Raw genomic sequence first — 26725 nt, forward strand, 5'->3', positions numbered from 1 at the left:
TTCCGGATACCCAAACATCGGGCACAAGCAAGCCGGAATGACATGGAAAGGGAGGATGAACCATGGAGCTAAGAAATTATGAGACCGGCGACAAGGTCAGATATGACGCAAGCAGGTTGACCGAGCAGGATATTTATCTCTTTAAGGAAGGCAATCACTTCAGGCTCTATAAAAACCTCGGCTCGCATTTGATGGACGTAGAAGGTGTCAGCGGAGTGCATTTTGCCGTGTGGGCGCCCAACGCGGAAAATGTATCGGTCATCGGCGACTTTAATCAGTGGGACCGGGACTCTCACCAGCTTGCCCCGAGATGGGACGGCTCCGGGATATGGGAGGGTTTTATCGCGGGGCTTAAAAAAGGAGACCTCTACAAATATCACATTGTCTCAAGATTCAACGATTACAAAGTGGAAAAAGGAGACCCCTTTGCCTTTTACTGGGAAACGCCTCCGAAAACAGCTTCGGTTGTCTGGGACCTGAAGTATGAATGGAATGACCAGGGATGGATGGCAGACAGGCATGAGAATAATTCCCTGAGCGCGCCTTATTCAATATACGAAGTCCATCTCGGCTCCTGGAGGCGCGTGCCTGAAGAGGACAACAGGTATCTCACCTACAGGGAACTCGCCCATCAGCTCGCGGACTATGTGAAGGAAATGGGGTTTACTCATGTTGAGCTCATGCCAGTTATGGAGCACCCTTTTTACGGCTCATGGGGATATCAGACCCTTGGATATTTCGCGCCGACAAGCAGGTTCGGCACCCCGCAGGATTTCATGTACCTGATAGACCACTTGCACCAGAACGGCATCGGCGTGATCCTCGACTGGGTGCCTTCGCACTTTCCTTCAGACCAGTACGGCCTGTCCTATTTTGACGGGACCTATCTCTACGAGCATGAAGACCCCAAGAAAGGCTATCACCCCGAATGGTGCAGTTACATATTCAATCACGGGCGGAATGAAGTCAGAAACTTCCTTATCAGCAGCGCCATGTTCTGGCTTGAGCACTACCATATCGACGGGCTGAGGGTGGACGCGGTCGCCTCAATGCTCTACCTTGATTACGCGAGAAAGGAAGGCGAGTGGATACCCAACATATACGGCAGTAAGGAAAACCTTGAGGCCATAAGCTTTTTAAAGAGGTTCAATGAAATGGTCTACACCTTCTATCCCGACACGCAGACCTTTGCCGAGGAATCAACGGCGTGGGCCATGGTCTCGCGGCCAGTCTATGTCGGCGGCCTGGGCTTCGGCATGAAATGGAACATGGGCTGGATGCACGATACGCTGAAATATTTTTCGCATGAGCCCGTGCACAGGAAATACCACCATGACCAGCTAACGTTCAGCATCTGGTATGCGTTCTTTGAGAATTTCGTCCTGCCCCTTTCGCATGACGAGGTGACCCACGGCAAAGGGGCGCTGCTTGGAAAGATGCCCGGCGACGAGTGGCAGAGCTGCGCCAACCTCAGGCTTTTGTTCGGCTACATGTGGGGGCATCCCGGAAAGAAGCTCCTGTTCATGGGAGGGGAGATCGCGCAGTGGAGGGAATGGGTCCACGAAGAGAGCCTTGAGTGGCACGCGCTTGAACATCCTTCACACCAGGGTGTGCAGAGATGGGTGAAGGACCTGAACCACTTTTACAGGACAGAACCCGCGCTCTACGAACTGGATTTTTCAAACGACGGATTTGAATGGGTGGACTTCCATGACTGGGAAGACAGCGTTATCAGTTTTGTCAGAAAAGGGAAAAACACGCAGGACATCATCCTCGTAGTATGTAATTTCACTCCTGTGCCCAGGCTGAATTACAGGGTGGGAGTCCCACGCGGCGGCTACTGGAGAGAGATGATGAACAGCGACGCGGAAATGTACTGGGGAAGCAACGTCGGCAATTCCGGCGGCGTTCAAGCAGAAGAGATGCCTGCGCACGGGATGGGACATTCCCTGTCACTTACCCTGCCTCCGCTGGGCATAATATTTCTCAAGAGTGCATGATACCGAAACGGGGCGTTCATCAAATACAAAAACAGCGTTTAGTCGGCGATGGGACATTCAGCGCTTTTACTCTTTTGAACTATTGCTCCGATGATTATTGACATCAAAAACGTCTCCTGCATATTGGGGAATAAACATGTTCTGCGTAATATCAACTGGACCGTAAGGCCCGGCGAGCACTGGGCCATTATCGGACTGAACGGCTCCGGCAAGACAACCCTTTTGAAGATGATCAACGGATACGTGTTTCCATCAACTGGTGAGATGAGCGTTTTGGGGAAACCCTTCGGCTCATATGATTGGCGGGAATTGCGCAGGGAAATAGGCTTCATCAGCTCCTCGCTCCAGGAAATTTTTTACGCAAACGAAACCGCGAAGGAGATTGTGCTCAGCGGTATTTTTTCGACGATCGGGCTTTATGATAAACCAAAGGCAAAGGATGTTGAAAAGGCCTTGTCCCTGCTGCGCCAACTCGACTGCTCCCACGCTGCAAACCAGCCTTACGCTGAGTTGTCACAGGGAGAAAGGCAGAAGGTCCTCATCGCCCGTGCCCTGATCAGCTCTCCGCAATTACTTGTCATGGATGAGCCTTGCGCGGGACTGGATATCTTTTCAAGGGAACATCTTTTATCGTCCATTGAAAATCTGGGCAAGAGCGCCTCTGCCCCTACCCTCATTTATGTCTCTCATCACATAGAAGAAATACTGCCGGTCTTTACGCACACACTGCTGCTGCGCCGGGGCAGGATCCATTCCTCCGGCAGAACTATGGAAATCCTTACCAAGGCCAATCTCTCATCTTTTTTTGAGACACCCGTGGATGTAAAAAGGCATAAGGGCCGGGTGCGGGTGGAGATATGAGCATGCGGATTTAGCCCGGTTTTTGCGCTGTCACCAGGAAGGTCAGTCCTGTTTCATCTTTCTCTATTTTAAAATCGCTGGGTGAGAAACCCGCGGCGGTCAGAAGGCCGATAATTTCATCTTCATCCCTGTAGATCAGTTTCCAGTCCGCCAGGTATTCCTGCCAGACTTTGTAGGGATTGCCTCTTTTGATATTTGTAAAAAACAGGATGCCGTTTTGATTCAGCATTTTATTGAAGGCGTACTTCAGGAAAAAAGAGATGTGTTTGTCCGACAAATAATCAAACAGGCCTCCCGCGAGTATTACGTCAAAAGGCCCTGACATTTCTATCGTTCTCAGCGATTGCAGGAAGTTGCCTTTGATCAGGTGTATCCCTGCGCTGAGACCATTAAGCCTTTCCCTCGATAGTTCCAGTGCGTCGCTGTCTATGTCATGAAGGACTATTTCGCACCGGACATCATGGATGTATTTTTTTATCTTTAAGAAATCCCGGCTCCCACCGCAGCCCACCGACAATATCTTCCGGCCCGGCCCGCCGTTTAAAAGCGCGTCAAGAATGATCTCTGACTGGCGCTGCACTTTATTTCTGTGCTGCTGCGCCATCGCGCTGTTCAGTGCGTATTCTTCAATGTAATACTCGACTTTCCCGTACGTTGATCTGTTCTCAAGATCACATATGTATTCCACGGTCTCAAAATCACCGGGGTATTTTCTCGGCCAGTCCTGCATACGTTTAACAAAGACCGAGCGGCTGTGAATGTCCCGCGCGGGCTTTATGGTCTCTTCTATCTCTGAAAGAGACATGCCGTTTCGTTCAGCTTCAAGGATATGGAAGCAGAGGTCATGCATACCTGAAACAACCTTATGGAACAGTTGGGCATTGCCGTCCGTGATGAGGTTTTCAAGAGATGTGAAGTTTGTTACGCTCTGGCGCAGTTTGTCCATAAAATACCTGCAAGGAATTTTGTTAAATTAATTCAATCAATAAAACAGGGTTTAAGAAGCAGGCTGAATTGTTTTTTATTCTATAAGAGATATATTAATTTTTCAATGCGCCGCACGACAGGCGTCACACTGACCGGTTGACCCGCCAGGAAACTGTGATAGTATTGAAATATGAAACCGGCCTGAGTCAAACTTTTATTGAAGGAGCTTTTTCATGAGCGCTGTCAGAAAAATAAAAAAGATATTTAAGAGCAAACCCACCATTGAAGGCGCGGGGGTGCATTTAAAGCGCGCCTTCGGATATTATCAGGTTCCCCTGCTTGATCCGTTCTTGCTGCTTGACGATTTCCATTCCGACAACGAGGATGATTACATAAAAGGCTTCCCGTGGCATCCGCACAGGGGGATCGAAACGATCACCTATATGCTTCATGGAAAAGCCGAGCACGGCGACAGCATGGGGAACAAAGGAGTGATACATGCCGGAGATGTCCAGTGGATGACCGCGGGCAGCGGGATCATTCATCAGGAAATGCCTAAAGGACAAGAGGACGGACTGATGTGGGGATTTCAGCTTTGGGCGAACCTTCCCGCCTCTGACAAGATGATGGAGCCGAGGTACCGTGATGTAAAAAAAGAGACTATCCCGGAGATTACCGCTGACAATGGAACGAAGATCAAGATTATATGCGGTGATGTCAAAGGCACGAAAGGGCCTGTCAAAGATATTGTGATCGACCCTGAGTATCTCGACATCACTGTTCAGGCAAGGTCGAATTTCAGGCACCGGGTAAAGACCGGGCATACGGTCTTTGCCTATGTTGTAGAAGGCGCGGGATATTTTGATGAGAGACGCGACCCGTACGCATTCGAAGTGGAAGGGGCCAATTATTTCGATCTGAACAGGTCCTGTTTATTGGCCAATGAAAACCTCATAGTCTTCGATGACGGCAATGAGGTTTCTGTTACAACCGAAGATAAGCCGGTAAGGTTTCTTCTGGTATCGGGCAAACCAATTGGAGAGCCGGTGGCCTGGTACGGCCCTATCGTTATGAACACGCAGGAAGAGCTCAGGATAGCCTTTGAGGAATACCGCAACGGGACCTTCATTAAGTAATTTTTGAACTTCCGTGCTTTTGTTTTTTTTTGCTCTTCTGAACTTTTGCTCTTCTGAACTTTTGCACTTTTGTACTTTTGCACTTGCATATCCCGCACCGTCTCTGCTACATTCATCGCATTAAATAAAAATATATGTGAGGTATCATCATGTCTGAGTTTAAAAATGTAACGGTTGTGAAGAAGGCGAATATCTATTTTGACGGCAAGGTGACGAGCAGGACCGTCATTTCCGGCGATGGCTCCAGGAAGACCCTTGGGGTGATGCTGCCCGGAGAGTACGAGTTTAATACCGCTGACAAAGAGATAATGGAAATCCTTTCAGGGGATTTAGACGTGCTCCTGCCCGGAGAGAGCGGCTGGAAGACGATCAAAGGCGGAGAGTCATTTGAAGTTAAAGCTAATGCTAAATTCTCCCTCAAGGTCAGGGCGCTTACCGATTACTGCTGCTCCTTTGTCCGCTGAAAGTGTTATCAAAGCAGTTAACCACGGAGACACAGAGGCACCGAGTTAAAAAATAAGAGGAAAACCCGGAACTCATTCTTCCCCGTGTGGTGATACAAAACTTACCGGAATCCCGTTGTCTTCTCCGTGTCTCTGTGCCTCAGTGGTAAATAAATTGCCGTTTTAAGGTTATGCGTAATAATTAAGTCTAAAGATGCTGCCTTGTTCATGCAGAACTATTCCCTCTTTATGTTAGAATAACGGTCTAATGGGGGGCAGCGAAAGACACCTTGAATTCATCGATATTCGATACGCTTAAAAACGTTTTCGGTTTTCAGACATTCCGTCCGAACCAGGAATCCATTATCAAGAACATCCTTGGCGGCAAAGACGTATTTGCGGTAATGCCGACCGGCGGCGGGAAATCATTGTGCTACCAGTTGCCCGCGAGGCTTATGCCCGGCACCGTGGTCGTCATCAGCCCGCTCATCTCTCTGATGAAAGACCAGGTGGATGCAGCGGTTGAGAACGGAATATCCGCTGCGTTCATGAACAGCTCGATGAATGCCGAAGAGGTCTCCGACGTTTATCGTAAATTACAATCCGGCAAGCTCAATCTGCTTTATATCGCTCCTGAGAGATTTGCCATGCCGCACTTCCTTGATAAGCTGAAGGCCTCTCCGGTCTCACTCTTTGCGATTGACGAGGCGCACTGCATATCCGAATGGGGGCATGATTTCCGTCCTGACTATCTCGGCCTTTCTCGCATTCCTGAGATGTTCCCTGCTGTGCCGGTTGCGGCCTTTACCGCGACAGCTACCGAGAAGGTGCAATCCGATATTATCAGGAAGATCGGCCTCAGAAACCCGCATACCGTGCGCGCGTCTTTTAACCGCCCGAACCTCTTCTATGAGGTTAAGACGAAATCAGGAGTGGATGAGCAGATACTCGAATTTCTCATGGAACATCCAGGTGAATCAGGGATCATCTACCGCACGACCCGTGATTCCGTGATGGAGACCGCGGACTTCCTTATATCAAAGGGCATCTCCGCACTGCCGTACCATGCCGGGTTGTCCGCCGAGGAACGGAGCAAAAACCAGGAGGCCTTCAACAGGGATGAGGTCCAGGTGATAACGGCGACCATTGCCTTCGGCATGGGCATTGATAAATCGAATGTGCGCTTTGTCCTTCACGCCGACCTACCGAAAAATATCGAAAGCTATTATCAGGAGACCGGCCGGGCAGGCCGTGACGGAAGCTCAGCGCGCTGCCTCCTGTTCTTCAGCAGAGGGGACATACCGAAGATCAGATATTTCATCGACAGGATAACGGATGATAATGAGCGCTCCATCGCCATGGGGAAGCTCAACCAGATGGCGGGATACGCGTCGCATAATGTATGCAGGAGGAAACAGCTCCTCGGATTCTTCGGGGAGGACTACACCTCCGGCAATTGCGCGGCCTGCGATATCTGCTCCGGGAACGTTGAACAGATCGACATCACTATCGAGGCACAGAAGATAATGTCGGCAGTGTCACGGACAGGGCAGAGGTTCGGGGCGGGGCATATTGTGGACATTGTAACAGGCGCGGACACCAAGCGTATCCGGGAGCTTAAACATAACGAGATAAAGACCTACGGCGTCGGCAAAGACAGGGACAAGAGATACTGGCGTACCATTGTTGATGAGCTTATTGCGCAGGAGGCGCTTATGCAGGAAGGCGATCCATATCCTGTGCTGAATATTACGAAAAAGGGTTCAGACATACTGTTCGGCAGGGAAAAGATCACGGCCTTGATAAAGGAAGAGGTGAAGACGAAGGCACTTGCAGAAAAGGGCGGGGAATATGACCGGACGCTTTTTGAAAGACTCCGCAGTGTCAGAAAAAGGCTGGCGGATATTCAGCAGGTCCCTCCCTATATCATTTTCTCTGACAAAACCTTACAGGACATGTGCAGGCGTTTCCCGTCAACCCTGCCAGAGCTTAAAAAGATCAGCGGCGTAGGCGATACGAAACTCGAACGGTATGGGGAGGATTTTGTCGCTGAGATAAAACGGTATCTTAATGAAAACCCCGGTATATCTATACCAGCGGATGTTCCCGTGTATACACACAGTGCTGCGTCTTCGCAAAAAAAGAAAAAGAGTCAGACTGTCGAAGATACCTATGAGCTTTCCAGTAAAGGGATGTCTCTTGAAGACATCGCGAAACAGCGCAATCTCTCGCCTGCAACCATAGCGTCCCATATGGAACGTCTGATCATGGAGGGACGCGAGGTTGATATCGACCGCCTCATTGATCCGGCAAAGCGTAAGTTGATAGAGGAATTCTTTTTATCCGGCCAACAGTGGGCGCTTAAGCCGGTAGTGGAGCAGTTCGCCGGCACAGTAAGCTACGAAGAAGCCCGCCTTGTAAGGGCGTGCCTGGTTCGTAAACGTCAGGTTTAATCCTCTTATATTCAAGGTAGGGGCGGGTTTCAAACCCGCCCTGCAAACCGTTCTACACCATCTCCATATTGCTGAGCTTTTCTTCAAACTCCTTTGTCTTGTCTTCAATCTCAGTCTGCAGGCGTTCGAGCTCAGAGAAGAGGGAATCGATCTTTGATTGAGAATCGTGGAGAGTCTTTGACAGTTTCTTTATAGTGTCGCCGTCGCCCTTAGCTGAGGCGTCCATTATATCTTTATTGCTCTGCTCTACAATCGCTTCAAGGCTGACGATCTCGCGTTCAATTTCAGCGCTTCTCTTTTGCAAGGCGCTGAGGGTCCTTGATTTCTCGTTGACAAGTTCAGCTCGCAGGCGGCGGCGGAGTTTCTTGTCCACGGCTTTGCCGCCGTTCGTTTTAGTGTCGCGAGGCGTTGGGGGGGCTTCATTGCTCCAACCCACCCTGTCAAGGAAGTCCTGATACGTGCCTTCAAAAAGGGTCGCCTTCCCGCCGTCAAAGATAATGAGCCGTGTTGCGATGGCATGGAGGATCATTTCACTGTGGGTAACGATGACTACAGCGCCGCTGAAGTCTTCTATCGCTTCGACCAGGGAATCGGTGGACTCCATATCGAGGTGGTTCGTTGGTTCATCAAGCAGCAGCATGTTGGCGGGGCTGACGAGCAGTTTGCCAAGAAGCACACGGCTCTTCTCTCCGCCGGAGAGGACGCTGATCTTTTTCAGCGCATCGTCCTTCGGGAACATCATGATCCCGCATATCGCGCGCGCCGGTCCCCTGCTATGGTCGGGGTGCGCGTCCATGATCTCTTCTTCAATGGTCTTCTGCGGGTCCAGGCGGTTTATATTTGTCTGACCGAAATACGCAAACTTAAGGTCATTGTGACAGCGCACCTCGCCGCTCAAAGGAGTTAATTCCCCGGCCAGAAGGTTCAGGAGCGTTGTCTTGCCCTTGCCGTTCTTTCCTATTATCGCGATGCGGTCCTTCTTTCCGACAAAAAAGCTCAACCTGTCAATCAGCGGTTCGCCGAATTTATATCCGAAGTACAGGTCTTTCACTTCCATGAGCTGTTTGCTGCTGAAGGGGGCGGAGTTAAAGCTGAAGTCAAGGTTCTTTGTGTCTGATAATTTTTCGAGCTTCTCCTTTTTCTGCAATGCCTTGACCCTCGACTGGACCGCCTTTGCCTTGGTGGCCTTTGCCCTGAAACGGTTTATGAACTGTTCGATCTCCGCCCGTTTTTTCTCGTCGTTGACCCTGGTTTTTTCATATATCTCTTCTTCCAGCATTAATTGCTGATACACATTTTCCGTAGGTCCGGCTATCTTTCTCACCCCGCAGCGATGGATCGCCATTGTGTGTGTGGTAACAGAGTCCATGATCGAACGGTCATGGGTAATTATCATCAGCTCTTTTCTCCAGCTTCGTAAAAATTGCACAAGCCAGCGGAGCGACACGATATCGAGATAGTTCGTGGGTTCGTCAAGCAGCAGGAGGTTCGGGTCAGAGACGAGTACCTTCGCGAGGTTCAGCCTCACCTGATACCCGCCGGACAACTGCGCTGGGGATAGAACGAGATCTTCAACGGAGAACCCGAGACCCATTAGTATGGCTTCCGCCTTGTAGCTTTCGTCCCTGCCGTCTTCGTACTTCGGCAGGCTCAGGCACGCCTCTTTCAATACGCTCTCTTCGGTAAACCGGATGTGCTGTGATAGATGCCCGATCCTGTAGCCGTTTGGAATGCTGATAGTCCCGGAGTCCTGATGCTCCTGTCCTAATATGAGCCTGAACAGCGTGGTCTTGCCGTGGCCGTTCCTGCCGACCAACCCTACACGCTCTCCGGGATTTATTATAAAGCCGATCTTATCGAAGAGCACCTGACGCCCGTATGATTTTTCTAAATTGCTTATCTGGATCATTTTATTATCGATTGTAATGAGGCGAGATATTTTGTGTTCAGTAATGCGCAGCAAAACTACCCGCAGGTATTATTGTAAGCTTTATGATGGAGTTAATTCAAATCTGTCATTACTGACGGATTGAAATATTGTATTTGGTTCCTTTAAGATAACCCTATGCATGATAAATTAATCTCTCTGCTAACCAGATTTATAGTTGAGGATTAAAGTCCGTTGAAGTAAATCCCGTTTATCTAAACAAGGAATTTTAAGATACAATGTACACTGAACACTTTGGCCTGAAAATACTGCCTTTTGAAAATGTCCCTGACACAAGGTTCTTTTTTGATCAGGGAGAACATGCCAGGGTGCATAAGAGGATAACAGACTCTTTCAAAGCAGGTCGGGGATTGATGGTGGTAACAGGGCCTATCGGGTCAGGCAAGACAACCCTGAGCCGGATGATAATATCTGATTTTTTAAATAATATAACCCTCATATGGATGGCCTTGCCTCCTGAGAACAGCACCGACCTTTTTCTTTTTATCGCGCATGAGCTTGAGCTGAAACCTTCATCAACCGAGAAGGTCTTCCTTTTAAGGGACATTAAGGACGCCCTCTTAAAGATTAATTCTGAAGGCGGCAAATGTCTGCTGATGATAGACGAATCGCATCTTATGACAGAGGACACGCTTAACGGCATCCGCCTGCTGAACAATCTTGAAGAAGATTCGACCAAACTTATTCAGCTCCTTCTGCTCGGACAGGAGGAATTAATGGGAATAATCAACAAGCCGGAGATGGAACCTTTCAGGCAGCGCATCGCGGTTTTGGAAAATATGGGAAAGATGAACGTCGACAGGATACGTGAATACATCTCGCATCGTATTAAGATAGCCGGCGGAAACCCTTCCATATTCTCAGACACCGGGTGGGAAGCCTTGGCCGTCGCCTTCGGCCCGGGAAGTACGCCTCGTGTAATCAATTCATTGTGCGACAGGTCACTCCATGCAGCCTTTGAAAAGAAAAAAACAATAGCAGAGGTCGATGATGTCTATGAGGCTGCGCAGGGGATGGGATTAGAGAAAGATATTTTTTTCTATAAGATTTCACTCAAGCAAAAGGAGAGAAAAGAACAAACCGCATTTGCCGTGCCTGATAATGCTCTAAAGGGACCTCAAACACCTGGTAAAGAGCCGGTGCCTTCATTTAGCAGGAAACCGGTGGTGACCGGCATTGAACATCTAATAAAACAACCGGAGATATCTCAAGCAGCTCAGACGGGCTCAGGGGCCGGCCATTTAATATCCGGGACAATTCGAAAAGTCATAAAGAAACCGGCGCTGCTACTCTTGTTATCCATAGCAGCGCTCCTCTTAAGTGTCTTTTTCTACTGTGAACGGTCCGGCTCAATTGACTTAATGACCTGCCTTCAGGAGTTAATCGGTTTTTAGATAAAGGCGTTTTAACAAACGCCCTTCATTGCGCTTGACCGTGCATACACAGGGGGCGGCCCTGCTTCCACGCTTCGCTTTATGACTTTTGCACTATTGCACTTTTGAACTATGGTACTATTATCTATGTATGAATATCAGAAAGATAAGATTTACTTTGCTCAAGTTGCCAATGACATTAGAGAGCTGGCAGCAGAGGAGCTCTCCGAACTTGGCGCAAGAGAAATCAGATCTGAATACGGGGGAGTCTACTTTAATGCGGAAAAGGAAGCGCTTTACCGGATCAATTACTTCACAAGACTCGCATCGAGGGTACTTGCGCCCCTGCTGTCTTTTCATTGCCGCACTACCGATGAACTATACAAGAAGGCAAAGAAGATAAAGTGGACGGATTTTATTTCCCTGAAAAAAACCTTTGCCATTTTCGCCAACGTATCAAACAGCATGATAAATAATTCTCACTATGCGTCTCTGTGTTTGAAAGACGCAATTGTCGATTCATTCCGGGAGATGTCAGGGGAAAGGCCTGATGTCGATCCGGGCGATCCGGATATATGGCTGAACCTTTACATCAGAAAGGACTACGCAGTCATAAGCCTGGACACATCAGGAGGTTCTCTGCATCGCCGGGGATACAGGAAAGACTCCGTGTCCGCTCCCATGCAGGAAACGGTTGCCGCCGCGATTATGAAATATTCACAATGGGACGGCTCTGTCCCGCTTTACGACCCGATGTGCGGCTCCGGCACGCTGCTCTGTGAAGCGCTGATGCATTACTGCAAAATCCCTTCGGGTGTTTTCCGTGAACGCTTCGGATTTGAATTCCTGCCTGACTATGATAAACCGTTGTGGACAAAAGTAAAGAAAGAACTCGACCTGCAAATCCGGCAATTGCCGGACGGACTTATCGCGGGAAGCGATATATCCCCGGAAGCTGTTAAGATATCAAGGACGAACATAACGAATCTGCCGCACGGGAAAAAAATAAAGCTTGACGCGCTTGACTTCAGAGAAAGCGGAGGTTTGCAAAATGGGGTCATTATCACAAATCCTCCTTACGGCGTCCGCATGGGAGACAGGGAGGACCTCGATCTCTTTTATGAATCGCTTGGGGATTTCCTGAAGCAGAAGTGCAAGGGTTCTTCCGCGTATATTTATTTCGGAGAGCGGGAGTTTATCAAAAAGATCGGACTGAAAGCGACGTGGAAAAAGCCTTTGAAAGCAGGCGGCCTTGACGGCAGGCTGGTAAAGTATGAGATGTTTTAAAAAATCTACCCCTCTGTATCTCCCCTTAAAAAAGGGGCGAATTAAAATCCCCGCCTTGATAAGGAGGGGCAAGGGGAGGTCAGGAAAAGTGCAGATAAATGGAAATTAAAAGCAAAACACAGAGAAAAAAAGAAGCTGAAGCTTTACAGAAGCTTGGGAAAAAGCTTATGGAACTTCCGCCTGAACAGCTCAAGGGGATTAAGCTGCCGGAGGAAATTTTCAATGCCATTAAACATGCAAAGACAATCAAGGCGCGCGGCGGACTCCGGAGGCAGATGCAGTATATCGGCGTCCTGATGCGAAGATATGACCCTGCGCCTATTCAGGAAGCGATGCAGAACATTGAAGAGGGGAACTACAAAAAGACCACGGCCTTCAAAGAAATTGAACAGTGGCGGGATGAGCTTGTGGCAGGGAATGAATCGCTAATTGAAGTCATTTTAGAGAAATGCCCTGATGCAGACCCGCAGCAATTAACTCAGCTCGTACGTAACGCCGTAACTGAAAGAGATCACAATCACCCTCCCAAAGTATTCAGAGAGTTATTCCGGTATCTGAAAAAAATCCGGACGGACGCAGGGTAAACATTTATTGCCGGCAGATGAACTTAAACGTGTATCAACACTTTAGCGAGCAGCGATATTGCGATATCAAGATGTTCCTCAGGATTGAACAAAGGCCCGAGCATCTGTGCCTGGCTGCCACGGTTTAACAAACGGTCATCGAACACGGCGACAGGGCTTTGCCTCCTCAGTTCCGCGACGATATGATTGAAGTTTGCCGCCCGTGACATCTGGAGCGCTTTTCCAAGAGACCCATACTGGAGTGCATTTTCGCGGAGCACAATCGTTTGCAGATTTGACGCACAAACATAAAGAAATCTTTCACGGTTTTCCTCCGCGGTGCGGACTTCATGACTTGTGTCCCTGGTCATTGCCAGCCCGCTTGTCATAAGGGCCCTGCCCATGCTGAACTTGCGTGCCTTTACAGTTTCTTTTTCCGTGTGGACGGTGATACCGATACCGTACAGTATAAGCCTGATATCACGATATGGCAGTATAAGGTCCTGCCGCTGGCGGGATTTGACATTCAGCGATTCCCCGGTAAGTTCAAAGCTCCCAGCGAGGAAGCGTTCTTTATCAGACCCGATCTCGTCATGACGGAGAATAACAGTGTCAAATCCGTTTGTCCTGAGTTTTGCCGCGCAGTCTTCCGCTGTTTGATATTCCTGAAAAACGGCGATGATCGAGGGGCCGCCGTTAGGAACGCGCAGACGGGAACGCGCTTCATATACCGTCTTGCCGAGCGCTGCCGCAAGGGCTTTCGAGAGCCTGCCTTCGTCTTTATCCAGATTATAAATCGCTACAATGTTCATACAGTCAGTAAGTAGTCCGGTTATATTCTCTTTTAAACGGCTATTACCGGGTGCAGCTTAACCCGGATCTATTCATGGTGAACTTTGTTCCATGGTTGCTTTGCTGGTCCTTGCGCGCTTCCTATACTTGACAGGGCCCCCACAAAGCTGGTACTCTTAGTCAACAAACAACTGCAGTACACGGATGAGAACTACGTCATTGTAATCCTCTCAATACACCCTGGCTTTTTTCCCCCGAACGCAGAACAAACAGAAAAAGGAGTTTTATGGAATTTATCGATTTTAATTTTCACCCCAATGTTGCGGCCGGGGTAAAGGCCGCAGGTTATGTAACGCCGACACCGATCCAGGCCCAGGCGGTCCCGCCGGTCCTGAAAGGAAGCGACGTAATGGGACTTGCACAGACCGGAACAGGAAAGACAGCGGCCTTCGTGCTGCCGATCCTGCATCGCCTGATGCAGGGACCGCGCGGCTGTGTGCGCGCCCTTATTGTCGCGCCTACGCGCGAACTGGCTGAACAGACCCACGAGGCGATCGGAATTCTGGGACGGCAGACCCGCCTCAGGAGCGTTACAGTTTACGGCGGCGTTGGGATAAGTCTGCAGATACAGAAACTGCGCAGCGGAGTCGAGATTGTTGTTGCATGTCCGGGCCGTTTGCTCGATCACATTAATCAGCGCACTATCAATCTGTCGCATCTGGAGGTGCTCGTGCTTGACGAGGCAGACCGTATGTTCGACATGGGCTTTCTGCCTGATATCAAAAAGATCATCAAACACATACCGGAAAAAAGACAGACGCTGATGTTTTCTGCGACCATGCCCGATGATATACGGAGGCTGGCGCACGAAGTCCTCAACACCCCGGTCACGGTGCAGGTTGATCACGCAGCGCCGGCGAACACGGTCGCACACGCTCTTTATCCGGTCGAGCAGCAGCTCAAAACCGCGCTTCTCATGGAACTGCTGCGCCATACCGACACGGACTCTGTACTGATCTTTACCCGCACCAAGCACCGCGCCAAGCGCGTGGGACAGCAGTTGGTAAATGCGGGCTACCGCGCTGCATCGCTGCAGGGAAACTTATCGCAGAACAAACGGCAGGCCGCGCTCGACGGATTCCGTAAAGGCGCTTATCAGATACTTGTCGCGACAGACATCGCGGCGCGCGGCATAGATGTCTCAAGCATTTCACACGTCATAAACTACGATATGCCCGATACCGCGGACGCGTATACACACCGGATTGGACGCACGGGACGTGCCGCGAAGACCGGCGACGCTTTTACTTTCATTACCGGTGAAGACAATGACATGGTGCGCGCCATTGAACGCGTCCTCGGTGAAAAAGTGGAGCGCCGCATGCTGGAGGGCTTTGATTATAAAAAGTCGATGCCTGCGCGCGACACTGAATTCGCCCGCCCTCCACGCGAACCGCAGCGCCGCAGGGTCCATGCCGCAGCAACCCATAAACAACCAGGGCATAACACGGGAAGACCGGAAAAGCGGAAACAGGTAACTGCGGAAGTCAAAAATAAATCCCATCGTGTTCCTGCTTCACGGCGTTTCACATGGTCAAAGGCAGACACAAGCAATAGCCGGACACACCATCCCGTCGTTTGATGTAGACTGGTATCCAGAACTTTCTTAATAAGAATGTCATTCCGCACTTGATGCGGAATGACATTTCTTCGTATGGTTCATTGCCGGGTGATTAATAGCGGATGGATGTCACAACAAAGGCAGATGTGCCGTTCGGCCTGCTTACGATAACGTCGTCACCTTCCGCCTTGCGCAATAATGCCTTTGCCATGGGTGAGTCAATACTTATAAAATTCTTGTCGGGGACAATTTCATCCGGCCCGACAATGCGGTACTCGTACACGTTGCCGTCGTTGTCCTCAATCTCAACCCATGCGCCAAAAAATACCCTTGAAGTATCATCAGGTGTCCTGTCCACAACGATCAGGGCGTCCAATCGTTTCTGAAGAAACCGCATTCGGGCATCGATCTCCCGTAACTGTTTTTTGCCGTAAATATATTCCGCATTCTCTGAACGGTCTCCCATGGCAGCAGCCTCGGCAACGGCCTGAGTGACCTGGGGACGCTTGACCTTCCAGAGATAGGAAAGCTCATCATTTAACTGCTTTTGGCCAGCGGGCGTGATATACGGGGAGATGTTTGGTTTATCGCGTAATGGTTCTTTCATATAGTGATATCATATCATCATTCCATTGAAAAGGTGCGAGTTTTCCATTTTCTCTGCCAATCCGCCTGGTTCTAAGATATTATCAGTTGAACAGTTTTTTAAAATAAAGATATGCTGCAATTAGTCCGATATATTAATTATTGCTGGGACGTAGTTAGTGGAGGACAATTTATGAGTGATACGATGCTGGCTGAATGCATTTATGTAAAACGAAGAAAAAGTGACTTCGGAGAAGGCCGCACCTCAAGGGAGTGTGTTTTAGAAACGCTCTGGTTCCCGCATAAAGCCGGAGAGGGCTTCGTGGAGCTTTTCCCCATAACGGATGATCTTAAGCGTGTCTTGATGATAACGGAAAAGATCCCTGTCGACGAATTCAATGAGGAATTTTCCATGAGGGAAAACAGCAGGGACATCTATCTTGAGTTGAAAAAGACAATCCCATAGCATTCAATGGAATCTGGAAACATCGATCTTTCCAGACTCAAAGAATAAATACCCTGCCTTCAATCAACAATCAAACTACTTTCCCGATACGCAGGTCAATCAGTGTCCTTTGCCATGTAAACCTTAAGCCCATTGAGTTCCGACATGTATGCGTCATGGCTCTTTTCGTCTTCCAGTAAATGCGACAAGAGCAATTTAGGGATAGGCAGGGTGGTCATATTAACCGCCTGCTCGGCAGTAGCTATGGCATTTTTCTCGATCTCGATATGTTTCTCTATGAAGGTATCCACTATCCTCATATCATCAGTGCTGAACGTGACTGTTGAATCAAGACTGAGCCGGATTGCCTCCAGGATATGTTTGTGTTTTTCCGAGTCGAGCTTTAACAGATCAATCATCGCCTTGACCATGGGATTCTTGCTGCTGTTCATTAAGCTGTTCGCCGTATTGATAGTGCCTTCCTCCATCACTATCCACCTTTTTATCAGCTCTTCAAATTTTTGTCTGTTTGCAGATGAAGTCATAAACTTTCCTCCTTTATTTGTTGGCTTTAGAAAATTGTATCACATGATTTGCCCCGCCGCAAAAATATTTTCGATGTGAAGTTAATTTTCAGCGAACTGACCTGACGGGACAGTTGACAACCCATCCGTCATGTGTTAATTAACCAGTATAATTTGAAATAGTTTTGTATTTTCCAAAGGAGGACCCAAATGGACAGCAATGCAAATAAGAAAATAGCAGGGGCATTAGTGATCGGAGGCCTTGTGGGCGCAGGGCTTGCTTTGCTTTTTGCGCCGCAGTCAGGGAAAAAGACAAGAAAAGACATTTCGAGGTTCACGAGGAATGTTGTTGATGAGGCAAAGGACATGATCGAAGACGCAACAGAATCCGTTAAGGAACTGACTGACAGGATCAGCGACAGGATATCGGACCTTTCGTCATCGCGCAGAGAGCTTGCAGAGGACGCAAAGAAAAAGATTGCAAAGACGCTTGAAAACGTACAGAGGTCTATTGAAAAGCAGAAAGAGAAATTCATCTGAGAACTTTCTCTATTCCCTCTTTTTCATCTCTCCTCTGCAACCCTTCACCCTTAGTAGTAATTAAACAGGTGAGGCCCCGCTCCTGCAGGGGCATGGTGTACTTCCATTGACACGTGCATATCAGGCCTATGCAGGAAGATGGGCCGGCGAAGGATGTATTGTCCTGGACAAGGAAACAAGAGAAAAGAAGATGATGAGACCACTAATAAGCTGCTTCAGGCCCTCCTCAAAAAAGAGGGCGCCGTTGAATCCGCGTTAAACGGCAGGGAGGCGCTCGATAAAGTCACCCATGGGTTTTTTAACGCCATCATTTCCGATATTGAAATGCCTGTAATGGACGGAATTGAATTTTATAAAGAAGTCTCAAGGGCCGACCCGTTAATGCAGGAGCGGTTCCTTTTTTTCACTGGCTCCTATTCCCCTGAGCATCTCGACTTTCTGCGCGAGAACCATCTGCGGCATCTTAAAAAGCCTGTGCCGATGAAGAGCATAATACAGGCTGTTCATGAAATACTCTACAGTTCTAAAGTGCCCTGAAAAATCATTGGCCGGTTGACCTGTCTGCTTGTTCTGAAAATTTGTTAAAATAATGCGGACACTACGCAAGGACAGCTCGTTTTTATTTAACATGGTCAGGTTAACGTTTTATTATAAAGATGGATGCTGGTTATGCGATACAGCAGAAGAGCTGTTGAACGGGCTCAAGGCGAGGTACGACATCAGAATTGACAAAAAAGCTATTGACTCCAATGATGAACTCTATGAAATGTACAGGTTTGACATCCCCGTGTTTGAATTCAGGGACGGTTCAATGCTTCACGGGCGTATAAAGAAACAGGACCTTCTGGATAAACTCGAAGAAAACAAAGAATAAAGTAACGCCGGCATTTATCCGATAATAAACCTGTTGATAGTCAAAGGGAAAGAGGCTTGATGCAGTTTATCAGGAAAGAAGAGGACCGCGAAGGGAGAAATGCTTAACAGGTTATATATTGTAACAGTCTTTTTATTGATATCAGGCTGTGTAACTGTGCCGCCCATACAGCATGACTTGCAGGCTGAAGAGAAGTATGCCGCGGTTTACGGCGACGTCTGGCAGCTGGTAACTGGCTTTCTCTCGGATGAAAATATCTCTGTGAAGACCGGAAATAAAGAATCGGGGGCAATACTGACCTCCGAGGTCGAGGTCCCATACGAAGGTTTTCAGTATGTGTCGGACTATTGCGACTGCGGCCGGCTTGGAGGTTTATATGTTTATCATGAAATCAAGGGAGAATATAAAATCCAGATATCGAGGCTCGCAGAAAAGGTAGCCGCCATTAGAATAGATTCGCGCTACAGGGCGTCTTTATGGCTTGGGGAGGACTTCGTCGGCTGGGTGCCGTGTGAATCGAAAGGATATTTCGAGAAGAAGTTATTTGAGCAGCTGACTTCCAAGTTTAAAACCTACCAGGAGGAGAAAGATAAAAAACCTGCAATAAAAGAAAACATTCCAACCTCCCCCCCGGATAAAAATGAGCCGGATGTTTCTCCCTAAGAAAGTATCGAACTTCGCAGTGAAGTCAATTATTGATTTCTTAGAGTGTCTTCGATTTTTCCGGCAGCACATAAGGCCATGAGAAACATGCCCAGCATGCTTCCGACTACTAATCCCAGCACAAACATTATCATGGGGCCCCCAATGTTTAATTGTTTACACTTAAATTAAGTTCTATAAAATTATTAAAATTATAGTGCAAATAATATACCCGAACAAATAAATTATATTTATAATTTTATGCTCCTACAGGGACTTGGATAAAAAAGAGCATGTCATTTTATTTATCAATTTTAGACTTATTTTTTTGATGAAAATTAACAGTCATATTGGCAGCATTTTGTCAGTATGACAGTGATAAAACCGCACGCAAATTAATGCCTGCGCCGGTTTATTTATGAATTTTTGGAGTAAGCCATGGTTCAAAGACATCTTGAACCGTAATGCGTGATGCGTAAAGTGTAATGGGTTGAAATGAATAACTCATTACGACTGGGTAAAGGATTCAAGGGTTAGAGGGGGGATTCGGTGGGAAACCCCTTGAACCCTTACCAGTTTGATTTTTTCCGTGCTACCGCACATCAACTCCCGGATCTATTGATCTTGCCAAGCGCATCCCTTAGCTCATCTTCACAGTATGAATATACCAGATTTGCATTCAGCACAAACGGAATGTTCTGGATACGCTTCATATTTTCCATTTGATCATAGATGCTCTTGCCTTCGATCGTTACGATAATCTTCCCCTGAGCGTCGTAAAAGTGCACCTCGCAGAAGTCAATCGCATCAATTTCTGCTATTACTCTTTCAGTATGTACAGGAGCTGTCCTCACAACAATACTCGATACATTCATGTCTTACTCCCTGTTTATTTTTATAAGGTTTGATGTCATTCACGCAAGCGAAGCGCGTCGGGGATCCTGCTTCAAGAAGATTCCGGACATTCATCCTTCGCAGTGCTATGGAGAACGGAAGCCGGAATGACAGATAAGTATCTTTCAACTTCATCTATTCCGCCTTAACGCCTTCATTCAGGGTGTCCAATAAATTGGACCTGTATTTGCCTTTCTTGCTCCTGAACTCGCTCTTGAAAAGGTTCTTCACCGGGGGCGTTATAGTCGTCTGTATGGCATGACACTGCATGCAGTTGTAGCGTTTGCCGTCGAGATTGCCTGCGAGGTCTTTCCCCGTGTCAAGATCGAAAAAGTGTGATTGAGGTATCGCGGTTGCCCCCGTGGCTGACACGGCATCAGGCATATGGCAGCCCATGCACATGTTGTCGGTCCGAGCTATCGGCAGCATTCCAGTTATGTCGTGTGAGATAAGAGGAGGGCTGTTCTCAAATGACCTCTCGAATTTCTTCCCTGTTCCCGGTTCTTTTGTAATAGGCGCTCCACGGGCCGGAAGCTCCTTGCTTTCATCATAAAGTGTCTCTTTCCTCAAGCCGAGCTCCTCCTCTGTAAATGCCTTCCCGGTCTGCGCATATACAAGGGCCGCCCATAATAAAACAATTGCGGTCAGGGCGACCGTCAGCACTATGTAGATTTTTCTTGACATGGATACCTCCTCCTTCATTCTCATTAATATTTTTTTGAATATATATTGCCGAACTGTACGGCATTGTCCTTGCAAACCTCTACGCACCTTCCGCAGTTTATGCATTCACCTGAAAGGACCGCGCCGCTCTGTTTGCCGACCATGTGCAGGACCTGGCGTTCAGGACAGATGTCCAGGCATTTCATACACAACGTGCATTTGTCTTTATCGTAGCAAATCCTCAAAAAACCGAACCTGCCTGTCAGGGCGTAAAAGCCGCCTAATGGGCAGACATGTCCGCAGAAGCCGTTCTTTACCGCAAAGAGATCAAACAGGAATACAATTAGCATAAAGCTCCATCCAAAGCCCATTCCGTAAATTATCCCCCTGTGCAGCGCGCCTATCGGGCTTACCCATTCAAAGGCGGCTACGCCGAGAACAGCGGAAAGTATCAGCGACAATCCGGTCATCCAATACCGCGTTTGTCTTTTGATCTCCCATGATTTCCATTGTTCGTCAAACTTAAACAGCCTTCTTAATTTATTAGCTAAGTCACTCAACATGTTTACGGGACAGACCCAGCCGCAAAAGAGCCTGCCGCCGGTTAAGGCATAGAAGAGAAAAATTATTACTGCCCCGATAATTGCATCTTTAGCAAGCGCGGCCCCGGCGAATGAATTCTGCAGGACCGCAAAAGGGTCAGACAGCGGAATTGCATTAAGCGCCCTGGCGGAACTCAGATCGCCTCTTAAGACCTTCCAGTCAAACGCATTGCCCGCAAAAAAGAGGAATAGTATTCCGACCTGCGAGAACCTTCGTGCTATGAGATATTTATGTTTCATAGTTTTTTTTAGTTGTTAGTCAAAAACCAATCCCTAACCCCTAATCCCCAATCCCTTTTTTCAAAACTCCTCATTCAGATAATCCTCCGGCTTTTTACTGCTCCGTGGGGTCTGCGTTGTAACGTCCTCAGTAACATCTTTCAAACGCTCTTCATCGCGTTTGTCCCAGCCTTTCGAGTATCTCAAACTTGACTCTCCCATTGCTATCTCTCGCGGAAGGACGAAGATAGACGCCTTTTGAGTGACACATGCCTTTTCACAAAGCCCGCACCCCGTGCATGCGCTGCTGTGAACAACAGGGGCCAGTATTGCATGTTTTCCTGTCCTCTCATTTCTTGTGTAATCAACTGTAATGGCTTTATCAATGAGGGGACACGTCCGGTAGCAGGCGTCGCACTGGATCCCGAAATAGGCGATACATGTTTCCCTGTCAATTACCGCAAGCCCCATCTTTGCCAGATTAATATTCAGTCTCATTTCTCCGCCTTCGTCCTTTTCACTGACAAGGGATTTATCAAGCGCGCCTGTAGGACAGGCCGGTATGCACGGGATGTCCTTGCACATGCGGCATGGAGCTGTCCTTGGGGTGAAGTAAGGAGTTCCAATCGGCTTATGGTCTCCCGGTTTGGCGAGCGCAAGAGCATCATAGGGACATGCCTCAACGCACATGCCGCATTTTATGCAGGAGGCGAGAAACTCTTTTTCGCGCAGCGCTCCGGGCGGCCTCAATATTAAAGGAGCTGATTTGCCTTCTTCAATAAACCCGGCCCACCCAAGTCCTCCAGCGGTTGCAAGGCCGAGGCTTTTGATACTGTTAAGTAGAAATTTTCTTCTTTCAGGCATCATGTCTCTCGTTGTGTTTTCACAGTAGGGGCGGGTTTCAAACCCGCCCCTACGTTCTCATGCCTTGTAGATTTTCACCGCGCATTTTTTATAATCCGTCTCTTTGGAGATTGGGCAGGTAGCGTCGAGCGTTACCTTGTTTATCAGGACGTGCTCATCAAACCACGGGACAAAGATCAAACCCGTCGGCGGGTTATTGCGTCCCCTTGTATCAACGTGCGCCTTGACCTTTCCCCTCCTTGATTCTATCCAGATGAGGTCGCCGTCTTTGACTTCATATGACTTAGCGTCTTTCGGGTTCATGAAACAGACCGCCTCAGGCACTGCGCGGTATAATTCAGGCACGCGCATTGTCATTGTCCCGCTGTGCCAGTGTTCAAGCACTCTTCCGGTAGAAAGCCACAACGGATATTCGTTATTCGGTATCTCGGCGGGTTCAATGTAGTGTCTCAGGAATATCTTCGCCTTGTTTGGAAGCTTGACCTTCTCAGTGCCCTTTGGACCCATGAGGTCACCGGACGGAAGTTCCTTGAACGCCTTTCCGTAGAAGGCGAATTGCCCGCGGTTCTCCGCTTTGGCGTACGGGTCATACTCCGCGTTGAATCTCCAGAGCGTCTCTTTACCGTCAACCACAGGCCATCTCAATCCCCGCACATTGAGATATGTGTCAAAGTCCGCGAGGTCATGCCCGTGCCCGAGGCCGAATTTCCTGTATTCCTCCCAGAGATATTTCTGGAGGAAGAAGCCGTAACCTTTAAAGCCCTCGACCTTTCTCTTGTCGCCTGCGGCTTCCGAATTCAGAAACCCTTTGCCCACAGGGTCAGGCCATTTAAATGTCTTCGCGTCACTGTTTGCAAACAGCACATCAAAGAGTGTGTCGGTCTCTTTATATCCCATGGCCTTTGCCTTTTCCATAACATTCGGGATGGTGACCTCAGGTGAGATTTTAAACTCCTTCCACACTTCAGCCAATGTGAACATCTTTGAGAACTCAACCATCTGCCACGTGTCGGACATCGCATGGCCGACAGGCGTGACCTGTTGACGCCAGTGTTGTGTTCTTCTTTCGGCATTGCCGTACGCGCCCCATTTCTCAAATATCATCGCGCTCGGCAAGATCAGGTCCGCTACCTTCGCGGAGATCCCCGGATACGCCTCCGACACAACGATGAAGTTGTCCATCTCCCTTGCCGCGGTTATCCAGTGATTTACATTGGCGGTGTTCTGCCACGGGTTGTTTACCTGGACCCATACCCACTTTATCTTTCCGTCTTCAAGATCTCTCATGATCTTTACATAGTGCGAACCCGGCACGGGATTCAAAGTGCCCTCGGGCAGCTTCCATATTTTTTCCGTGACCTCCCGGTGCTTTGGATTTGCGACAACCATGTCCGCGGGAAGCCTGTGTGAAAAGGTGCCGACCTCTCTCGCGGTGCCGCAGGCGCTGGGCTGTCCTGTCAGGCTGAACGCGCCGTTGCCCGGCATGGACTGTTTGCCAAGAAGCAGATGCACCGTGTAAGCCTGTTCGTTGACCCAGGTGCCGCGCACGTGCTGGTTAAATCCCATGGTCCAGAAACTGACGACCTTTCTGTCCTTAGCAGCGTAAAGGTCTACGAGCGTAACGAGTTTCTTTTTGAACTCCTCAAGAGGCTCATCAGCGTCTCCCTTTGCAAGCTCCGCCACAAAATCCAGCGTGTACGGCTCAAGCCCCTTTTTGAAATCATCAAAGCTTATCAGCCAGTGATTGTCCGGCGTCTTGGCGTTCTTCATTTCCATCTTCTGCCCCTCCTGGATGCCGAGGGAGCTCATGGCCTGCGCCTCTTCTTTCGTGATTATTTTGAACGCCTCCATGCCCGCGGTATCAAGCTCGCCGGGTTTGTATTTAGCATGAGTTACTTGGGGGCGCAGTCCGTACCCGATGTCTACGGGGCCGGTTGCGAACACGCAGTTGTTGTCAACGAAATTCCGGTCAATCGCGTCAGGACGGTTATAAACGATCTCACGCGTAATGTAATTTAGTATTGCAAGATCAGTGTTGGGTTTAATTATGATCTCCACGTCCGAGATGCTGGAGCACCTGTTTGCGAAGGTAGAAATATTTACGATCTTTACCCAATCGGGTTTGCTCAGTTTTCTATCGGTCACTTTTGACCAGAGCACAGGGTGCATCTCAGCCATGTTCGCGCCCCATAGAATGATTGAATCCGCATAATGCATATCGTCATAATTCCCGGCCGGCTCATCAATGCCGAAGGTCTGCATGAATGCCGCGACAGCGCTCGCCATGCAGTGTCTCGCGTTCGGGTCAATATTGTTGCTCCTGAATCCACCCTTCATTAATTTAACAGCAGCGATCCCCTCCATGATCGTATACTGTCCCGAACCGAAGACCGCTACTCCGGTGGGACCGAGCTCGGTGTAAGATTTTTTGAATTGCTTTGACATTTCCTCAAAGGCCCTTTTCCATGTGACCGGTTTGAATTTCCCCTTCTTGTCGAACTCGCCTTTTTCATTTACTCTCAAAAGGGGTTCGGTAAGACGGTCCGCGCCGTACATGATCTTTGCGTTGAAATAACCCTTGATGCAGTTAAGCCCCATGTTTACAGGCGCGGCAGGGTCTCCCTTGACTGCGACGATCATGTCGTTCTTTGTCGCGACCATGATGCCGCACCCCGTACCGCAGAACCTGCATACGGCCTTGTCCCATTTCCATCCTGCCTGCGTCTCTTTCGCAGCAGCTAATAATTCATCCGGCACGGCCATTCCGATGGCCGTTGCAGCGCTTACCGCCGCAGTGGTCTTTAGAAAATCTCTCCTTGACACCAACATGGTGGCCTCCTAACCCGGCGATGCCGGAATAAATTTTTTTACCACAGAGGGCACAGAGGACAGAGGAAATGATGGAAAAAGAACTCCGTGCCTCAGTGCGCTCTGTGGTTAATTTTTAAACTACTTGTAGCGTTCCTGAAATTCCTTGACGCGTTTCGCGCGGTCGGCTTTGGCAGCCGGGTCCTCTTTGCCGATAGCCCAGTTATGATTCGGGGTATTCATAACTTCAGTAAGCATCGCCTCAAGCTCACCCGCGAACTTCTGCGCGTTTGCATCTTTGCTGGTCTTGCCCATTTCTATGACTTCCTTTAATTCAGGAACATATGAGCCGTACCAGTTCCTTGCAAGGTCGTAATTGCCGTGCCACTGCGTGTAGTCCGGAGCCATCATCGAAGCTGCATGACGCACACGGCGGCCTTCATGATGCCAGAGCTCAAACCAGGTGTAGTCGATCTTCTGGGCGAATGCCGCATACTCACTGCCCTTGACAGCCTTCAGCACGTCAGTTGCCTTCTTGAAAAGCTTCTCGCCGGGCTTGGCCCATTTGTCGCTGTAAAGGTCAAGCTGGGCCTCGTATTGGATATAGAACGCCTTGACGAAGTTTACGTTATGGCATGACGCGCACACTTTTTCCATGTTCGCCTTGCGCATATCACCCGTGATAGCGGCTGAGGGAAGATTCCACGCCTTGTCGGTTTCATGGGCCTGCTTTAACTGCGGCGGACGGTTGTTCCATTTAATGCGCAGCCCGACGTTGTGTGTGACCGGCATGTCACTGGTTGCCGACATATGGCAGGTTGCGCATGTAGGGGCCGCGGAATAATCCTCGCCCGAGATCCATTTGGCGGATTCGAGGTTCATCCTCTCCTTGTTAGCGTAATAATTGATGCCGTGCTTTGATTCCTGGTAGATTTCTATCTGCGGATGGTCGGGGCCCATGTGGCATCTGCCGCAGTTTTCAGGCTGGCGCGCCTGCGCCACTGAAAATTCATGACGCTGGTGGCATGCCGTGCAGCTGCCCTCAGAGCCGTCAGGATTTACACGTCCCATGCCTGTGTTGGGCCACACAGCCGGGTCCGGCTTTCCGTTCTTGTTGATCTTTACAACAGAGCCGTGGCACTGCCAGCAGCCGTTTACAGCCGCCGCTGAAATGCCTTCAGGAAACGCCTCTGTCTTCATGCCCCGGTTGCCTTCAGCGACTTCGGCAAGCGTGTTGTCCAGGGAACCCATGATACGGCCTGCCTTTGAGTGATGCGAATTCTCAAATTCGTCCACTTCCCTTTCATGGCATTTGGAGCAGTCCTTTGGCGACACGATAACTGAAATCAATTTACCTTCATGCTCGAAGGCATCCACGTCTCCTTTTTGCGCCTCATGGCATTCAAAGCAACCCACATTGGCGCGATAATGTTTGCTCCTGCCCCACTCCTGATAAATATTGACCGTGGTCTGGGTGTGGCAGGTTACACATTCCTGGCTGGCTTTAGAGAGTTCTTTTGGTATATTGATCCTTGTCTCGGCGAATACGCTTGTTGTCCAGATGAGCATGATACCTATTAATAACTTAACTATTTTTGACATCTTACCCTCCCAAGTATTTGTCCGCCCCTGAATCTGAAAAATTCAGGCGCAATGTTTGT

The 26725-nt window shown here is 49.0% G+C and carries 25 protein-coding genes; 14 read left to right on the top strand and 11 right to left on the bottom strand.

Annotation, left to right across the window (positions count from 1 at the left end; all coding sequences use genetic code 11):
* Window positions 1-62 precede the first annotated feature (62 nt).
* Together glgB and HZB61_04055 are read left to right on the top strand one after the other, a co-directional pair.
* Window positions 63-2000: a 1,4-alpha-glucan branching protein GlgB gene (gene glgB, locus HZB61_04050; GenBank protein ID MBI5055770.1), complete on the top strand. Its 1938-nt coding sequence runs from the start codon at window positions 63-65 to the stop codon at window positions 1998-2000.
* A gap of 90 nt (window positions 2001-2090) precedes the next feature.
* Window positions 2091-2861 (top strand): ABC transporter ATP-binding protein, encoded by a 771-nt coding sequence (locus tag HZB61_04055; GenBank protein MBI5055771.1) that lies wholly within the window; start codon window positions 2091-2093, stop codon window positions 2859-2861.
* 10 nt (window positions 2862-2871) lie between these two features.
* Here HZB61_04055 and HZB61_04060 read toward each other — a convergent pair whose 3' ends face one another.
* Window positions 2872-3807, bottom strand: a complete 936-nt coding sequence (locus HZB61_04060) for a class I SAM-dependent methyltransferase (GenBank protein MBI5055772.1) — start codon at window positions 3805-3807, stop codon at window positions 2872-2874.
* Window positions 3808-4021: 214 nt separating this feature from the next.
* Here HZB61_04060 and HZB61_04065 point away from each other — a divergent pair, with 214 nt between their 5' ends.
* From HZB61_04065 to recQ, 3 genes are all read left to right on the top strand, one after another.
* Complete coding sequence (locus HZB61_04065; GenBank protein MBI5055773.1) at window positions 4022-4924, top strand: pirin family protein; 903 nt, start codon at window positions 4022-4024, stop codon at window positions 4922-4924.
* Between the two features lie 149 nt (window positions 4925-5073).
* A complete protein-coding gene (locus HZB61_04070; GenBank protein ID MBI5055774.1) occupies window positions 5074-5388 on the top strand; it encodes a pyrimidine/purine nucleoside phosphorylase in 315 nt (104 codons plus the stop codon).
* 269 nt (window positions 5389-5657) lie between these two features.
* Window positions 5658-7820: a DNA helicase RecQ gene (recQ, locus tag HZB61_04075; protein ID MBI5055775.1), complete on the top strand. Its 2163-nt coding sequence runs from the start codon at window positions 5658-5660 to the stop codon at window positions 7818-7820.
* Window positions 7821-7872: 52 nt separating this feature from the next.
* On the opposite strand, the gene HZB61_04080 is transcribed toward recQ, so the two are convergent.
* Window positions 7873-9729, bottom strand: a complete 1857-nt coding sequence (locus tag HZB61_04080) for an ATP-binding cassette domain-containing protein (GenBank protein ID MBI5055776.1) — start codon at window positions 9727-9729, stop codon at window positions 7873-7875.
* A 257-nt stretch (window positions 9730-9986) separates the two neighbouring features.
* Between HZB61_04080 and HZB61_04085 the strand changes: the two genes are divergently transcribed.
* From HZB61_04085 to HZB61_04095, 3 genes are all read left to right on the top strand, one after another.
* Window positions 9987-11162, top strand: coding sequence for an AAA family ATPase (locus tag HZB61_04085; protein MBI5055777.1), 1176 nt, complete (start codon window positions 9987-9989; stop codon window positions 11160-11162).
* 126 nt (window positions 11163-11288) lie between these two features.
* Window positions 11289-12428, top strand: a complete 1140-nt coding sequence (locus HZB61_04090) for a class I SAM-dependent RNA methyltransferase (GenBank protein MBI5055778.1) — start codon at window positions 11289-11291, stop codon at window positions 12426-12428.
* Window positions 12429-12526: 98 nt separating this feature from the next.
* On the top strand, window positions 12527-13012 hold the full coding sequence (locus HZB61_04095; GenBank protein MBI5055779.1) for a DUF615 domain-containing protein: 486 nt from the start codon (window positions 12527-12529) through the stop codon (window positions 13010-13012).
* Window positions 13013-13035: 23 nt separating this feature from the next.
* On the opposite strand, the gene HZB61_04100 is transcribed toward HZB61_04095, so the two are convergent.
* Entirely contained in the window at window positions 13036-13803 is a 768-nt protein-coding gene (locus tag HZB61_04100) for a hypothetical protein (protein ID MBI5055780.1), read from the bottom strand.
* Window positions 13804-14069: 266 nt separating this feature from the next.
* Here HZB61_04100 and HZB61_04105 point away from each other — a divergent pair, with 266 nt between their 5' ends.
* Window positions 14070-15425, top strand: coding sequence for a DEAD/DEAH box helicase (locus tag HZB61_04105; GenBank protein ID MBI5055781.1), 1356 nt, complete (start codon window positions 14070-14072; stop codon window positions 15423-15425).
* Between the two features lie 91 nt (window positions 15426-15516).
* Here the strand turns inward: HZB61_04105 and greB are convergent, their stop codons facing one another.
* A complete protein-coding gene (gene greB / locus HZB61_04110) occupies window positions 15517-16011 on the bottom strand; it encodes a transcription elongation factor GreB (protein MBI5055782.1) in 495 nt (164 codons plus the stop codon).
* A 171-nt stretch (window positions 16012-16182) separates the two neighbouring features.
* Between greB and HZB61_04115 the strand changes: the two genes are divergently transcribed.
* On the top strand, window positions 16183-16455 hold the full coding sequence (locus HZB61_04115) for a hypothetical protein (GenBank protein ID MBI5055783.1): 273 nt from the start codon (window positions 16183-16185) through the stop codon (window positions 16453-16455).
* 95 nt (window positions 16456-16550) lie between these two features.
* Here HZB61_04115 and HZB61_04120 read toward each other — a convergent pair whose 3' ends face one another.
* Window positions 16551-16979: a hypothetical protein gene (locus HZB61_04120; protein MBI5055784.1), complete on the bottom strand. Its 429-nt coding sequence runs from the start codon at window positions 16977-16979 to the stop codon at window positions 16551-16553.
* A 189-nt stretch (window positions 16980-17168) separates the two neighbouring features.
* Between HZB61_04120 and HZB61_04125 the strand changes: the two genes are divergently transcribed.
* The 4 genes from HZB61_04125 (at window position 17169) to HZB61_04140 (ending at window position 19035) form a co-directional block, all read left to right on the top strand.
* Entirely contained in the window at window positions 17169-17498 is a 330-nt protein-coding gene (locus HZB61_04125) for a YtxH domain-containing protein (GenBank protein MBI5055785.1), read from the top strand.
* Window positions 17499-17651: 153 nt separating this feature from the next.
* Window positions 17652-18035 carry a response regulator gene (locus HZB61_04130; protein ID MBI5055786.1) on the top strand — a complete coding sequence of 128 codons (384 nt, stop codon included), beginning with the start codon at window positions 17652-17654 and terminating at the stop codon, window positions 18033-18035.
* Window positions 18036-18126: 91 nt separating this feature from the next.
* Window positions 18127-18372 (top strand): glutaredoxin family protein, encoded by a 246-nt coding sequence (locus HZB61_04135; protein MBI5055787.1) that lies wholly within the window; start codon window positions 18127-18129, stop codon window positions 18370-18372.
* Window positions 18373-18471: 99 nt separating this feature from the next.
* Complete coding sequence (locus tag HZB61_04140; protein MBI5055788.1) at window positions 18472-19035, top strand: hypothetical protein; 564 nt, start codon at window positions 18472-18474, stop codon at window positions 19033-19035.
* A gap of 581 nt (window positions 19036-19616) precedes the next feature.
* Here HZB61_04140 and HZB61_04145 read toward each other — a convergent pair.
* The 6 genes from HZB61_04145 to HZB61_04170 form a co-directional block, all read right to left on the bottom strand.
* A complete protein-coding gene (locus HZB61_04145) occupies window positions 19617-19889 on the bottom strand; it encodes a chaperone NapD (GenBank protein ID MBI5055789.1) in 273 nt (90 codons plus the stop codon).
* A 154-nt stretch (window positions 19890-20043) separates the two neighbouring features.
* Window positions 20044-20592, bottom strand: coding sequence for a nitrate reductase cytochrome c-type subunit (locus tag HZB61_04150; GenBank protein MBI5055790.1), 549 nt, complete (start codon window positions 20590-20592; stop codon window positions 20044-20046).
* A 23-nt stretch (window positions 20593-20615) separates the two neighbouring features.
* On the bottom strand, window positions 20616-21413 hold the full coding sequence (napH, locus tag HZB61_04155; protein ID MBI5055791.1) for a quinol dehydrogenase ferredoxin subunit NapH: 798 nt from the start codon (window positions 21411-21413) through the stop codon (window positions 20616-20618).
* Between the two features lie 60 nt (window positions 21414-21473).
* Window positions 21474-22259, bottom strand: a complete 786-nt coding sequence (gene napG, locus HZB61_04160; GenBank protein ID MBI5055792.1) for a ferredoxin-type protein NapG — start codon at window positions 22257-22259, stop codon at window positions 21474-21476.
* A gap of 54 nt (window positions 22260-22313) precedes the next feature.
* A complete protein-coding gene (gene napA / locus HZB61_04165; GenBank protein ID MBI5055793.1) occupies window positions 22314-25085 on the bottom strand; it encodes a nitrate reductase catalytic subunit NapA in 2772 nt (923 codons plus the stop codon).
* A 120-nt stretch (window positions 25086-25205) separates the two neighbouring features.
* Entirely contained in the window at window positions 25206-26666 is a 1461-nt protein-coding gene (locus HZB61_04170) for a hydroxylamine oxidoreductase (GenBank protein ID MBI5055794.1), read from the bottom strand.
* Window positions 26667-26725: the final 59 nt, after the last annotated feature.

Source organism: Nitrospirota bacterium, assembly GCA_016214845.1.
Taxonomy (GTDB): Bacteria; Nitrospirota; Thermodesulfovibrionia; order UBA6902; family UBA6902; genus SURF-23.